Below are 12,822 nucleotides of genomic sequence, written 5' to 3'. Positions count from 1 at the left end.
GAGGTGATGCAATCGCAGGCAAGCCAGCTCCCACAGGTAATCGCGTTTACTCTTGGATAAAGTTGTCGGTCGCAAAGGCCGAATAATCCGGCAGCACCCCCTCAACCTTCCCCCTGTTCCTTCAAGAACTTCGCCGCCCGTCCACTCGCCTTGCCAATGCTTCAGAAGTATTGATCTGCGCCGATACGTTTAGCGCGACGATGGGTAGATTGCGCACAGCGGTCACAACTCGCGGTTCAGTGTTGAATCGACGGCTTGGGTAGCAAAAAAAATATAAGCGATACAAAAACTGTAACAAATTGACGGGAGGATGCGCGTTTGGCCATGATGGCGTCGCCTTTTTGATCGTGGGTGACGTATGAAACCCTACGGCCACACTAAGCGATCTAAAAAAGTGCTAACAAATACCCTTTAGGAATTAGCTTATGGAACGGGGCGTCTACCCTGACCCTTCCGTGCCATGAAAAGGCTTATTCCCAAATCGTATGAAAAAGAATGAAACAATTCTTTTTGGGTGTATGAAAAACTCATTACCCTGCAGGGACCAAATCTAACTGCTGTTAGACGAAGGTAGTAGACACACAAGGTTACGATTGACTTGTCAGTCACTATCCGGTGCTAATCGCGCATCTGTGGATCGAGGGCGTCAGACCCGAGACCAAAGAAATACAAAAATTAGAAATGAGAGGAGCGGTACATGAATAAGTCCACCTTGGCTTTGGCTGTAGCTTTGGGCGCAATCGCCCAGCAAGCAGGCGCTGCCGGTTTCATCGAAGACAGCAAGGCCACTCTGGGGCCTGCGTAACTTCTACATCAACACTGACAACCGTGACGACGCTACCAAAGCGGCCGGCGCGCAGAACAAGCAGGAAGAATGGGGCCAGGCTTTCGACCTGCGCTTCACTTCCGGCTACACCCAAGGGCACCGTGGGTTTCGGTCTTGACGCTATCGGCCTGCTGGGCGTGCGTCTGGATTCGGGCGGCGGCACCAACGGCGCCAGTGGCAAGACTGCTACCAACTACGGTTCCTACGGCGGCACGGTTTTCCCGAGCAAGTCCAACGGCGAAGCTGTTGATAACTACTCCAGCCTGGGTCTGACTGCCAAAGCCAAGATCTCCCAGACCGAGCTGAAGCTGGGCACCCTGCAGCCTAAGCTGCCGGTTATCGTGACCAACGACGGTCGTCTGCTGCCGCAAACCTTCCAGGGCGGCCAGATCACTTCTGGCGACATCAAGGACCTGACACTGGTTGCCGGTCAGATCGAAAAAGCCAAGGGTCGTAACTCCAGCAACAACGAAAACTTGTCCATCGCTGGCGCGAACGGTCGTACCGCTTCTGGCCGTGATAGCAACAAGTTTTACTACGCCGGTGGTGACTACAAGATCACCAAGGACCTGACTGCCCAGTACTACTACGGCAATCTGGACCAGTTCTACAAGCAACACTTCCTGGGCCTGCTGCACAACTGGGCAATCGGTCCTGGCGTGTTGAAAACCGACCTGCGCTACTTCAACAGCCGCGCAGATGGTAACAACAGCAACGACGCGAACTACTACACCAGCGGTGACTACGGTACCAACGCCGCCGGTAACAACATCACCAAAGGTAAAGTCGACAACAACCTGTACAGCGGCTTGGTCCTGTACTCGGTGGCGGGTCACACGTTCGGTGGTGGTTATCAGGTCAGCAACGGCGACAGCGACTTCCCATGGTTGAACCAAGGCGACGGTTCGTCGGCTTATCTGACCACTGACTCGCAGATCTCCAAGTTTGCCCGTGCTGGCGAACGTACCTGGCAAGCTCGCTACGCGTTCGACTTCGCCAAGGTTGGCGTACCTGGCTTGACCGCTGGTGTGGTTTACCTGCGTGGCGACAACATCGACACCCGTGGTGCCGTCGGCGCTACAACACCGCAACGGACTGTGAACTCCAATGGCGCGAACGAGTGGGAACGTGACATCACTGTTGCCTACGTCGTACCAGAAGGCCCGTTCAAGAACGTCGGTGTAGCCTGGAAAAACGCCATGTGGCGCAACGACATTGCTGGTCAGCGCAATCAGGACGAAAACCGCCTGATCGTCAGCTACTCGCTGCCACTGCTGTAAGACTGTAAACCTTGCCCGGCGTAACGCCGGGCAAGGTGTCTTGCATTTTCAAGTCGGGCCAAACCCCCGCAAGCCCTTCCTAAACCCCTCTTTGTACAGCGTCTCAAGGCCTTCTCGAACCTTGAAACGGATGGTGCTCCTCGTCCGTTGTGGCGTCCAATGAACAGATTTTTAATATTCCTTTATCGTCTAGATAAATCGATATTTATTCTTTTTAAATAATCTGCAACCCATGCACAGTAGGCTCCATAAGCACTCACCAGGAGCCACACCATGAGCCTAAGACTGGGCGACATCGCCCCCGACTTCGAACAGGATTCCAGCGCCGGCAAGATTCGTTTCCACGAATGGCTGGGCGATAGCTGGGGCGTGCTGTTTTCCCATCCGGCGGATTTCACTCCGGTGTGCACCACCGAACTCGGCTTCACCGCCAAGCTCAAGGACGAGTTCGCCAAGCGCGGCGTCAAGGCCATCGCCCTGTCCGTCGACCCGGTGGATTCGCACCACAAGTGGATCGAAGACATCAACGAAACCCAGAACACGATCGTCAACTTCCCGATCCTGGCCGATGCCGATCGCAAAGTCTCGGACCTCTACGACCTGATCCACCCGAACGCCAGTGACACCCTCACCGTGCGCTCGCTGTTCGTGATCGATCCGAACAAGAAGATTCGCCTGACCATTACCTATCCGGCCAGTACCGGGCGTAACTTCCATGAAATCCTGCGGGTGATCGACTCGTTGCAGCTGACCGACAACTACAAAGTCGCCACGCCGGCCAACTGGCAGGACGGTGATGAAGTGGTGATCGTGCCGTCGCTCAAGGATGAGGACGAGATCAAGAAGCGCTTTCCGAAGGGTTACCGTGCAGTGAAGCCTTACCTGCGCCTGACACCTCAGCCTAACCGCTGATACCGCCATCGCGGGCAAGCCCGCTCCCACAGGGGAATGCGGTCAACTGTGGGAGCGGGCTTGCCCGCGATAGCGCCAGTCCAGGCACCACCGCCATCAAGCAGGACCCGTCTCACAATGCAGGGGTTTTCAGGCCGTTCTCACGGCCTTTTTTTTCGCCCGGCGTTTCATACAGCCCATATGCATTTAAAGAATAAACACATGAAAAAATAAGATTTAAAGATATATAAATCTGCTGATATGGTCTGTCCCATCTTGGCGCCATCGCCACACAGCGAACCGCCGGCACTAGCTCAAGGAATTCCTGAATGTTGGTCGTAACACTTGGAGGCAGTCCCAGCCAGCGTTCCCGCTCCGGGGTCTTGCTGGAAAAAACCCGTCAGTGGCTACAAGACAAAGGCGTGGAAGTGGTGAGTTACCAGATACGGGACTTCCCGGCTGAAGACTTGCTGCACGCCCGCTTCGACAGCCCCAAGGTCATCGACCTGCTGCAGCAAGTCGCCAACGCCGACGGCCTGGTGATCGCCACGCCGGTGTACAAGGCGTCGTTCTCCGGCGCGCTGAAAACCGTACTGGACCTGCTGCCCGAGCGCGCCCTGGCCCACAAGATCGTGTTGCCAATGGCCACCGGCGGCAGCATCGCCCACATGCTCGCGGTGGATTACGCCTTGAAGCCGGTGCTGTCGGCGCTCAAGGCCCAGGAGTTGCTCCACGGTATCTTTGCCGAAGACAGCCAGATCGCCTACGCCGAAGGCAGCGCCCAGGCGCAGTTGGTGCCGGTGCTCGAACAGCGTTTGCACGAGGCCCTGGAAACGCTCTACGGCGCCATGGCCCGCCGCCCGAAACCGCTGGACCCGAACCTGTTGAATGAACGTTTGTTGAGTGCTCGCTGGAGCATTTAAGCCACATCGAAACCTGGAAGTACTCACCTTACTCAGCCGCCAACGGCCAAGCAGGTGCAGCCAACCCCCTAAACGCATTGATTGGAGAGAGCGCCATGCGCACTGTCATCTTGCGTCGTGGTCTGGTCGCACTGTTTGCTGCGGCTGTGTCCTTCGGCGCCATTGTTCAAGCCCAAGCCGCCGAGACCCTGCGGATCGGTTATCAGAAATACGGCACGCTGGTGCTGCTCAAGGCCAAGGGCACGCTGGAGAAGCGCCTCGCTGCCCAGGGCGTGAACGTGCAGTGGACCGAGTTCCCAGGCGGCCCGCAATTGCTTGAAGGCCTCAACGTCGGCTCCATCGACTTTGGCGTCACCGGCGAAACCCCACCGGTATTTGCCCAGGCGGCTGGCGCCGATCTGCTCTACGTCGCCTACGAGCCGCCGGCGCCGACCAGCGAAGCGATCCTGGTGCCGAAAGACTCGCCGATCAAATCGGTGGCCGAGCTCAAGGGCAAGAAAATCGTGCTCAACAAAGGCTCCAACGTGCACTACCTGCTGGTGCGTGCGCTGGAAGACGCGGGCCTTAAATACACCGACGTGCAGACTGTCTTCCTGCCGCCCGCCGACGCTCGTGCCGCGTTCGAACGTGGCAGCGTGGACGCCTGGGTGATCTGGGACCCGTACCAGGCCGCCGCCGAGAAACAACTGCAAGCGCGCACCCTGCGTGACGGCACCGGCATCGCTGACAACCATCAGTTCTACCTGGCCACCAAGCCTTACGCGGAAAAACACCCGGAAGTGGTCAAGGCCCTGATCGAGGAAGTGCGCGCCGTGGGCGAATGGTCCAAGGCCAACCCGCAGGAAGTCACCGATCAAGTCGCGCCGCTGCTCGGCCTGCCGGCTGACATCACCCTGACCTCGGTGAAACGCCAAGGCTACGGCGCGCTGTTCCTTACGCCGCAAGTGGTCGCCGCCCAGCAAAAAATCGCCGACACCTTCTACCAACTCAAATTGATCCCGAAACCCTTGAGCATCAAGGACGTGATCTGGACGCCACCCGCCGCCGTTGCCAAAGCGCCGTAATCCGACTACTTCAGGAGACAACTCCATGAGCCTTAATATTTTCTGGTTCCTGCCTACCCACGGCGACGGCCATTACCTTGGCACCGCCGAAGGCGCTCGCGCCGTTGATCACGGTTATTTGCAGCAAGTGGCCCAGGCCGCTGATCGCCTGGGCTTCGGCGGGGTACTGATCCCCACCGGGCGTTCCTGCGAAGACTCGTGGCTGGTGGCGGCGTCGCTGATCCCGGTGACCCAGCGCCTGAAATTCCTCGTCGCCCTGCGCCCCGGCATCATTTCGCCGACGGTGGCCGCGCGTCAGGCTGCGACCCTCGACCGCCTGTCCGGCGGGCGTGCGTTGTTCAACCTGGTCACCGGCGGTGACCCGGAGGAACTGGCGGGCGATGGTTTGTTCCTCAGCCACGAAGAGCGTTATCAGGCCTCGGTGGAATTCACCCGCATCTGGCGCCGCGTGCTGGAAGGCGAAACCGTGGATTACGACGGCGAGCACATCAGCGTCAAAGGTGCCAAGTTGCTCTATCCGCCGATCCAGCAACCGCGTCCGCCGCTGTACTTCGGCGGGTCCTCCGAAGCGGCCCAGGATCTGGCAGCCGAACAAGTGGAAATGGTGCTGACCTGGGGCGAGCCGCCGGCGGCCGTTGCAGAGAAAATTGCGCAAGTACGAGCCAAGGCCGAGAACCTCGGACGCACCCTGCGCTTCGGTATCCGCCTGCATGTGATCGTGCGCGAAACCAACGAAGAGGCGTGGCAAGCCGCCGACAAACTGATCTCCCATGTGGACGACGACACCATCGCCCGCGCCCAGGCCTCGCTGTCGCGCTTCGACTCGGTGGGCCAGCAGCGCATGGCCGCCTTGCACGGCGGCAGCCGCGACAACCTCGAAGTCAGCCCCAACCTGTGGGCCGGCGTCGGCCTGGTGCGTGGCGGCGCCGGCACTGCGCTGGTGGGCGATGGCCCAACCGTGGCGGCGCGGGTGAATGAGTACGCGGCGCTGGGCATCGACACCTTTATCTTCTCCGGTTATCCACACCTGGAAGAGTCGTATCGCGTCGCCGAATTGCTGTTCCCCCACTTGGATATCGAACGTCCCGAGCTGCCCAAGGGCGCCGGGTATGTGAGCCCGTTCGGCGAAATGGTCGCCAACGACATCCTTCCCAAAGCTGCGTCGGCGAGCTGAGGCAGCCCATGAACTATGAAAAATTGAGCCATCGCGTGGCGCCTTGGGTGCTGCCGATTCTGTTGCTGGCGATCTGGCAGTTGTCGGTGTCGGCCGGTTGGTTGTCCACGCGCATTCTGCCGGCGCCGAGCGCAGTGATCGCAGCGGGCGTCCACCTGGTCGCCAGCGGCGAGATCTGGACGCACCTGGCCATCAGTGGCTGGCGCGCGGGCCTGGGTTTTGTCATCGGCGGCAGCATCGGCCTGGCCCTGGGCTTTATCACCGGCCTGTCGAAGTGGGGCGAGCGCCTGCTGGACAGCTCGGTGCAGATGATCCGCAACGTGCCGCACCTGGCGTTGATTCCGCTGGTGATCCTGTGGTTCGGCATTGACGAGACGGCGAAGATTTTCCTCGTCGCCCTCGGCACGCTGTTCCCGATCTACCTGAACACCTACCACGGCATTCGCAACGTCGATCCGGCGTTGGTGGAAATGTCGCGCAGCTACGGCTTGTCCGGCTTCAGCCTGTTCCGCCAGGTGATCCTGCCGGGCGCGCTGCCGTCGATCCTCGTGGGCGTGCGCTTTGCCCTGGGCTTTATGTGGCTGACGCTGATCGTGGCGGAAACCATTTCGGCCAGCTCCGGTATCGGTTACCTGGCGATGAACGCCCGGGAATTCCTGCAGACCGACGTGGTGGTGCTGGCGATTGTCATGTACGCCATCCTCGGCAAGCTCGCCGACCTCGCCGCCCGCGGCCTGGAGCGTGTGTGGTTGCGCTGGCATCCGGCGTATCAAGTGAACAAAGGAGGTGCGGCATGACGGCTCAACAACCTCCGCGCCTGCTCAAGGGCATCCCGTTGGCGGTGCGCAAACTGCGCAAGGCCTTTGGTGCGCGGGAAGTGCTCAAAGAGATTGATCTGCATATTCCGGCGGGCCAGTTCGTGGCCGTGGTCGGCCGCAGCGGTTGCGGCAAAAGTACCTTGCTGCGCCTGCTCGCCGGGTTGGACAAAGCCAGTGGCGGCGAGCTGCTGGCCGGCTCCGCGCCGCTGAGCGAAGCGCTTGAAGACACGCGGTTGATGTTCCAGGAAGCGCGCCTGCTGCCGTGGAAAAAGATCATCGACAACGTCGGCCTGGGCCTTAAAGGCAACTGGCGCCCAAAAGCCTTGGAAGCCCTGGAAGCAGTAGGCCTGGCCGAACGCGCCAATGAGTGGCCGGCGGCGTTGTCTGGTGGCCAGAAGCAACGCGTGGCACTGGCCCGTGCGCTTATCCACCAGCCGCGATTGCTGTTGCTCGACGAGCCGTTGGGCGCGCTGGATGCGCTGACCCGCATCGAGATGCAGCAACTGATCGAAAACCTTTGGCAGAAACACGGTTTCACCGTGTTGTTGGTCACCCACGACGTCAGCGAAGCCGTGGCGATTGCCGACCGGGTGATCTTGATCGAAGACGGCGAAATCGGCCTGGACCTGATCGTAGAACTGCCACGCCCACGTGCTCGCGGCTCACATCGCCTGGCCGCGTTGGAAGCCGAAGTGCTCAACCGTGTGCTGTCGCTGCCCGGCACGCCACCGGAACCCGAACCTGTTTCACCGCTGCCTACGCAATTGCGTTGGGCTCAATAACTCACGCGTCCCACGAAGAGAGAACGACATGACTATTAAAGCGATCAACGTACGTAACCAGTTCAAAGGCACCATCAAGGAAATCGTCGAAGGCGACGTGCTGTCGGAAATCGATGTGCAGACGGCGTCGGGGATTGTCACTTCGGTGATCACTACCCGCTCGGTCAAAGAGCTGGAGTTGGTGATTGGCAGTGAGGTGATTGCGTTTGTTAAGTCGACCGAGGTGTCGATTGCCAAGTTGTGATTGGCGGCGTAATTGAGGCCGTCATCGCGGGCAAGCCCGCTCCCACATTTGACTGTATTCACAAATCAAAATGTGGGAGCTGGCTTGCCTGCGATGAGGCCAGCCCAGCCACCACAAGACTCAACGCTTAGGCAGATAAGCCGGCAAATACAGCCCCACGTAAGCATCAAACACCCGCATCCCTTCCTCCGCCATGCGCGGCGTGATCAGCCCATGCTGATGCACCGAGCGCGCGTACACGCGGTCGCTCAGCTCCAGCGCCAGCGCAAACACATCCACATCGCTCGGCAGTGTCGGCACGTCAAAGTGCCGGTTGAACACGGTCAGCATCAGGTCGCCCAATTCCAGATCATGCTGACGATCCGCCTGGGTCACTTCCGTCAGCCCATGCTGCGCCAGGATCAACTGGCGTGCGGCGGCGTCGTGGTCGTAGATGGTCAGCATGCGCTGTTCAACGATGTAGGACAGGTCCCGCCAGTGCTTGAGTGAAGCATGGTCGATGGGGGCCTGGATCGCCGCGCGGAAGGCGGCGTGGACATCTGCCGTCAACGCTTCCAGCAGCGCCGGCACGCTGGCGAAAAAGTGATACACCGACGACGGCGGGATCTGCGCGCGCTCGGCCACGCTGTAGATCGACAAACTGGCCACGCCTTCGGCAGCCAGCAAGGTGCGGGCGGCGTCGAGGATCGCGTCGATCCGTGCCTGGCTGCGGGCACGGGGTTTGCGAGGGGCGGCGGGGCGGGTGGTCATGGATGTCTCCTACAAGGCAGCGGGCATTGTATGAGCAGTAATGGGTGTTGTCTTCAAGGCCGCCATCGCAGGCAAGCCAGCTCCCACACTTGAATGTGTTCACAAATCAAAATGTGGGAGCTGGCTTGCCTGCGATGAAGTCACCTCGGTCTACCTGAAGAAACCCATAAAAAAACGCCCCAGACCAAAAGCCTGCGGCGTTCTTTTAATGCAGCCGCCGTTTAGACGGTATGCAGGTACCAGTTGTACTCAAGGTCGGAGATGGAGTGTTCAAACTCTTCCAGCTCACTTTCCTTACAGGCGACGAAGATATCGATGTATTTAGGATCGATGTACTTGGCCATCACCTCGCTGTCATCCAACTCGCGCAGGGCATCACGCAGGTTGTTTGGCAGGCTCTGTTCGTTCTGCTCGTAGCTGTTGCCTTCCACCGGTGCGCCGGGCTCGATCTGGTTGGTCAGGCCGTGGTGCACGCCTGCCAGGACCGAGGCCATCAGCAGGTAAGGGTTGGCGTCGGCGCCGGCGACACGGTGTTCGATACGTACGGCGTCGGACGAGCCGGTCGGTACGCGAATCGCCACGGTGCGGTTGTCCAGGCCCCAGCATGGCGAGTTCGGCACGTAGAACTGTGCGCCGAAACGACGGTAGGAGTTGACGTTGGGGCACAGGAACGCCATTTGGGCGGGCAGGGTCTCCAGCACACCGCCGATTGCGTGGCGCAATGCGGCGTTCTGCTCGGGATCCTCGCTGGCAAAGATGTTCTTGCCGTCCTTGTCCAGAATGGAGATGTGCACGTGCAAACCGTTGCCTGCCTGGCCTGGGTAAGGCTTGGCCATGAAGGTGGTGTCCATCTCATGGTCGTAGGCGATGTTCTTGATCAGGCGCTTGAGCAGTACCGCGTAGTCGCAAGCCTTGATCGGGTCGGCGACGTGGTGCAGGTTCACTTCGAACTGCGCCGGGGCACTTTCCTTGACGATGGCGTCGGCCGGGATGCCTTGCTCTTTGGCACCTTCCAGGATGTCCTGGAGGCAATCGACGTATTCGTCGAGGTCGTCGATCAGGTAGACCTGTGTCGAGTGCGGGCGTTTGCCGGAGATCGGCGAGCGGGGCGGTTGTGGGCGGCCGTTCACGTTCTCCTGGTCGATCAGGTAGAACTCAAGCTCGAAGGCGGCGCAGATGGTCAGACCGAGGTCGTCAAATTTGCTTACAACTTGGCGGAGCACTTCGCGCGGATCGGCGAAGAAAGGTTCACCTTCAAGTTCGTGCATGGTCATCAGCAGTTGCGCGGTTGGGCGCTTTTGCCAGGGTTCATTGCACAGGGTGTCAGGGATCGGATAACAGATTCGGTCAGCATCACCGATGTCCAGACCCAGGCCGGTGCTTTCCACCGTCGAGCCGTTGATATCCAGGGCAAATAAAGAGGCAGGCAGGTTAATGCCCTTCTCGTAAACCTTGTGGAGGCTGGTGCGTTCGATGCGCTTGCCGCGCACCACACCATTCATATCCGCAATTAGAAGGTCTACGTACAGAACCTCAGGATGATCCTTAAGGAACGCGTTCGCTTCGTTAAGCTGAACGGCACGCGGGGGTACCGACATGATGCAACACCTTTGTTGTTAAAAATATCAATCATTGATCTTTTCTGGTTTCAGTCAACCCGAACGGCATGCCGAAGTCAAGCGAGGCCTTTTTTGCCCTAAAAAAGCGCCGCGAGGGCTTTTTTGCGGCGTTTTGGGGCGGTTTTATCGGTTTGAAGCGAGTAGGACTCGCGGGCTTGAGCGGGCCGTGTAGGATTTTTTACGGGGGTGTTGTGTAAAAAAATGAACAAGGCTAAGCTCGATTCAAACCCATAACAGCAATAATACCGGGGTGCTTCATGTCTCGCCTGCCGTTAATCGGCGTCACCGCCTGCTCCAAACAGGTCGGTCTGCATGCTTATCACATCAGTGGCGACAAATACGTCCGTGCAGTGGCCACCGCTGCCAAGGGCTTGCCATTGATCATTCCGTCCCTTGGGGATTTGTTCGAACCGGCCAATATTCTTGACGGTCTGGACGGCATTCTATTTACCGGCTCCCCCTCCAATATCGAACCCTTTCACTACGACGGTCCGGCCAGCGCGCCCGGGACTGCTCATGATTCTGCACGGGACCAGACCACGCTGCCGCTGCTGCGTGCCGCGATTGCGGCGGGTGTGCCGGTGCTGGGCATCTGCCGGGGTTTCCAGGAGATGAACGTGGCCTTTGGCGGCAGCCTGCACCAGAAGGTTCATGAAGTGCCCGGCATGATGGACCACCGCGAAGACGACACCCAGCCGCTGGCGATCCAGTACGGCCCGGCGCACGCCGTGGCGATTGCGCCGAACGGCGTTTTGGCCAGCCTGGGCTTGCCGCCGACGATTCAGGTCAACTCGATCCACAGTCAGGGCGTTGACCGCCTGGCGCCCGGCTTGCAGGTCGAAGCCACTGCGCCGGATGGCCTGATCGAAGCTTTTTCTGTAACAGCGGGCAAGGCTTTTGCTTTAGGAGTGCAATGGCACCCCGAATGGCAGGTAAGCTCTAACCCGCACTATCTCGCGATCTTCCAGGCATTTGGCACCGCCTGTCGAAAGCGGGCGATGCAACGCGACGCGGATGCTGCGTCAACCAACGCCTGACCTTTAATGGATGTCAGGAAACCCAGCCCAGAGGCATTTATGAGTAACAACCTCGACCAGCTCACCGATTGGTTGAAAGACCACAAGATCACAGAAGTCGAATGCATGATTGGCGACCTCACGGGCATCACCCGGGGCAAGATCTCGCCGACCAACAAGTTCATCGCCGAAAAAGGCATGCGCCTGCCCGAGAGCGTTCTGTTGCAGACCGTGACCGGCGACTATGTCGAAGACGACATCTATTACGAATTGCTCGACCCGGCCGACATCGACATGATCTGCCGCCCCGACCAGAACGCGGTGTACCTGGTGCCGTGGGCCATCGAGCCGACCGCCCAGGTGATCCACGACACCTACGACAAGCAAGGCAACCCGATCGAGCTGTCGCCGCGCAACGTGCTCAAGAAAGTCCTCCAGCTCTACGCCGACAGAGGCTGGCAGCCCATCGTGGCGCCGGAGATGGAGTTCTACCTGACCAAACGCTGCGAAGACCCGGACTTCCCGCTGCAACCGCCGATTGGCCGTTCCGGGCGCCCGGAGACCGGTCGCCAGTCCTTCTCTATAGAAGCGGCGAACGAATTCGACCCGTTGTTCGAAGACGTCTACGACTGGTGCGAATTGCAGGAGCTGGACCTCGACACCCTGATCCACGAGGACGGCACCGCGCAGATGGAAATCAACTTCCGTCACGGCGATGCACTGTCCCTGGCCGACCAGATCCTGGTGTTCAAGCGCACCATGCGTGAAGCCGCGCTCAAGCACAACGTGGCGGCCACCTTCATGGCCAAGCCGATGACCGGCGAGCCCGGCAGCGCGATGCACCTGCACCAGAGCATCATCGACATCGCCACCGGCAAGAACGTCTTCTCCAATGAAGACGGGACCATGAGCCAACTGTTCCTCAACCACATTGGCGGCCTGCAGAAATTCATCCCGGAATTGCTGCCGCTGTTCGCCCCCAACGTGAACTCGTTCCGCCGCTTCCTGCCCGACACCTCGGCGCCGGTCAACGTGGAATGGGGCGAAGAGAACCGCACCGTCGGCCTGCGCGTACCGGATGCCGGCCCGCAGAACCGTCGGGTGGAAAACCGCCTGCCGGGCGCCGACGCCAACCCGTACCTGGCGATTGCCGCCAGTTTGCTGTGCGGCTACATCGGCATGGTCGAAGGCCATAACCCGAGCGCGCCGGTCGTCGGCCGTGGTTACGAGCGACGCAACCTGCGCCTGCCGTTGACCATCGAAGACGCCCTGGAGCGCATGGAAAACAGCAAGACCATCGAGAAATACCTGGGTCAGAAATTCATCACAGGCTACGTCGCGGTCAAGCGGGCCGAGCATGAAAACTTCAAGCGCGTGATCAGCTCGTGGGAGCGGGAATTCCTGCTCTTCGCCGTCTGATGCGCCGGGCGCGCCC

11 protein-coding genes and 2 pseudogenes are annotated in these 12,822 nt (G+C 59.7%); 10 read left to right on the top strand and 3 right to left on the bottom strand.

The annotated features are described in order from the left end of the window. Positions 1-46 precede the first annotated feature (46 nt). Positions 47-152, bottom strand: a pseudogene (tauA, locus tag PSH87_RS28950) (taurine ABC transporter substrate-binding protein); the annotation flags it as partial. Between the two features lie 545 nt (positions 153-697). Between tauA and PSH87_RS27175 the strand changes: the two are divergent. The 8 genes and pseudogenes from PSH87_RS27175 to PSH87_RS27140 all read left to right on the top strand — a co-directional run bounded on the left by PSH87_RS27175 (position 698) and on the right by PSH87_RS27140 (position 8,002). Continuing rightward, positions 698-2,106: pseudogene (locus PSH87_RS27175) on the top strand (OprD family porin). A gap of 273 nt (positions 2,107-2,379) precedes the next feature. Further along, positions 2,380-3,018: a peroxiredoxin gene (locus PSH87_RS27170; protein ID WP_192297906.1), complete on the top strand. Its 639-nt coding sequence runs from the start codon at positions 2,380-2,382 to the stop codon at positions 3,016-3,018. Between the two features lie 308 nt (positions 3,019-3,326). After that, the gene (gene ssuE, locus PSH87_RS27165; protein ID WP_017739048.1) at positions 3,327-3,920 is read left to right on the top strand and encodes an NADPH-dependent FMN reductase; all 594 of its coding nucleotides are present in this window, start codon (positions 3,327-3,329) and stop codon (positions 3,918-3,920) included. 95 nt (positions 3,921-4,015) lie between these two features. Next, positions 4,016-4,984: a sulfonate ABC transporter substrate-binding protein gene (locus PSH87_RS27160; RefSeq protein ID WP_305431755.1), complete on the top strand. Its 969-nt coding sequence runs from the start codon at positions 4,016-4,018 to the stop codon at positions 4,982-4,984. 25 nt (positions 4,985-5,009) lie between these two features. After that, complete coding sequence (gene ssuD, locus PSH87_RS27155; RefSeq protein ID WP_017739046.1) at positions 5,010-6,158, top strand: FMNH2-dependent alkanesulfonate monooxygenase; 1,149 nt, start codon at positions 5,010-5,012, stop codon at positions 6,156-6,158. Positions 6,159-6,166: 8 nt separating this feature from the next. Next, positions 6,167-6,955 carry an aliphatic sulfonate ABC transporter permease SsuC gene (gene ssuC, locus PSH87_RS27150; RefSeq protein ID WP_017739045.1) on the top strand — a complete coding sequence of 263 codons (789 nt, stop codon included), beginning with the start codon at positions 6,167-6,169 and terminating at the stop codon, positions 6,953-6,955. Next, the gene (ssuB, locus tag PSH87_RS27145; protein ID WP_305431752.1) at positions 6,952-7,758 is read left to right on the top strand and encodes an aliphatic sulfonates ABC transporter ATP-binding protein; all 807 of its coding nucleotides are present in this window, start codon (positions 6,952-6,954) and stop codon (positions 7,756-7,758) included. Before ssuC ends, ssuB begins: the two co-directional genes overlap by 4 nt. A gap of 28 nt (positions 7,759-7,786) precedes the next feature. Then, on the top strand, positions 7,787-8,002 hold the full coding sequence (locus tag PSH87_RS27140) for a molybdopterin-binding protein (protein ID WP_003213899.1): 216 nt from the start codon (positions 7,787-7,789) through the stop codon (positions 8,000-8,002). A gap of 120 nt (positions 8,003-8,122) precedes the next feature. On the opposite strand, the gene PSH87_RS27135 is transcribed toward PSH87_RS27140, so the two are convergent. After that, complete coding sequence (locus PSH87_RS27135) at positions 8,123-8,752, bottom strand: TetR/AcrR family transcriptional regulator (RefSeq protein ID WP_207040417.1); 630 nt, start codon at positions 8,750-8,752, stop codon at positions 8,123-8,125. Positions 8,753-8,973: 221 nt separating this feature from the next. After that, positions 8,974-10,350, bottom strand: coding sequence for a glutamine synthetase family protein (locus PSH87_RS27130; RefSeq protein ID WP_026137087.1), 1,377 nt, complete (start codon positions 10,348-10,350; stop codon positions 8,974-8,976). A gap of 278 nt (positions 10,351-10,628) precedes the next feature. Here PSH87_RS27130 and PSH87_RS27125 point away from each other — a divergent pair, with 278 nt between their 5' ends. Continuing rightward, a complete protein-coding gene (locus PSH87_RS27125; RefSeq protein WP_017739041.1) occupies positions 10,629-11,408 on the top strand; it encodes a gamma-glutamyl-gamma-aminobutyrate hydrolase family protein in 780 nt (259 codons plus the stop codon). Positions 11,409-11,447: 39 nt separating this feature from the next. Continuing rightward, positions 11,448-12,806, top strand: coding sequence for a glutamine synthetase family protein (locus PSH87_RS27120; RefSeq protein ID WP_017739040.1), 1,359 nt, complete (start codon positions 11,448-11,450; stop codon positions 12,804-12,806). The last annotated feature ends 16 nt before the right edge of the window (positions 12,807-12,822 follow it).

This window comes from Pseudomonas sp. FP453 (assembly GCF_030687495.1).
Taxonomy (GTDB): Bacteria; Pseudomonadota; Gammaproteobacteria; order Pseudomonadales; family Pseudomonadaceae; genus Aquipseudomonas.
Note: the sequence above shows the minus strand (reverse complement) of the source record. Positions and strands in the feature narration are given on the sequence as shown.

Bases quoted from the DNA above. Each gene is read 5' to 3' on its own strand.
- ssuB (WP_305431752.1), top strand. From the start codon at position 6,952: ATGACGGCTCAACAACCTCCGCGCCTGCTCAAGGGCATCCCGTTGGCG.
- PSH87_RS27125 (WP_017739041.1), top strand. From the start codon at position 10,629: ATGTCTCGCCTGCCGTTAATCGGCGTCACCGCCTGCTCCAAACAGGTC.
- PSH87_RS27170 (WP_192297906.1), top strand. From the start codon at position 2,380: ATGAGCCTAAGACTGGGCGACATCGCCCCCGACTTCGAACAGGATTCC.
- PSH87_RS27120 (WP_017739040.1), top strand. From the start codon at position 11,448: ATGAGTAACAACCTCGACCAGCTCACCGATTGGTTGAAAGACCACAAG.
- ssuC (WP_017739045.1), top strand. From the start codon at position 6,167: ATGAACTATGAAAAATTGAGCCATCGCGTGGCGCCTTGGGTGCTGCCG.
- PSH87_RS27130 (WP_026137087.1), bottom strand. From the start codon at position 10,350: ATGTCGGTACCCCCGCGTGCCGTTCAGCTTAACGAAGCGAACGCGTTC.
- PSH87_RS27160 (WP_305431755.1), top strand. From the start codon at position 4,016: ATGCGCACTGTCATCTTGCGTCGTGGTCTGGTCGCACTGTTTGCTGCG.
- PSH87_RS27140 (WP_003213899.1), top strand. From the start codon at position 7,787: ATGACTATTAAAGCGATCAACGTACGTAACCAGTTCAAAGGCACCATC.
- ssuE (WP_017739048.1), top strand. From the start codon at position 3,327: ATGTTGGTCGTAACACTTGGAGGCAGTCCCAGCCAGCGTTCCCGCTCC.
- ssuD (WP_017739046.1), top strand. From the start codon at position 5,010: ATGAGCCTTAATATTTTCTGGTTCCTGCCTACCCACGGCGACGGCCAT.
- PSH87_RS27135 (WP_207040417.1), bottom strand. From the start codon at position 8,752: ATGACCACCCGCCCCGCCGCCCCTCGCAAACCCCGTGCCCGCAGCCAG.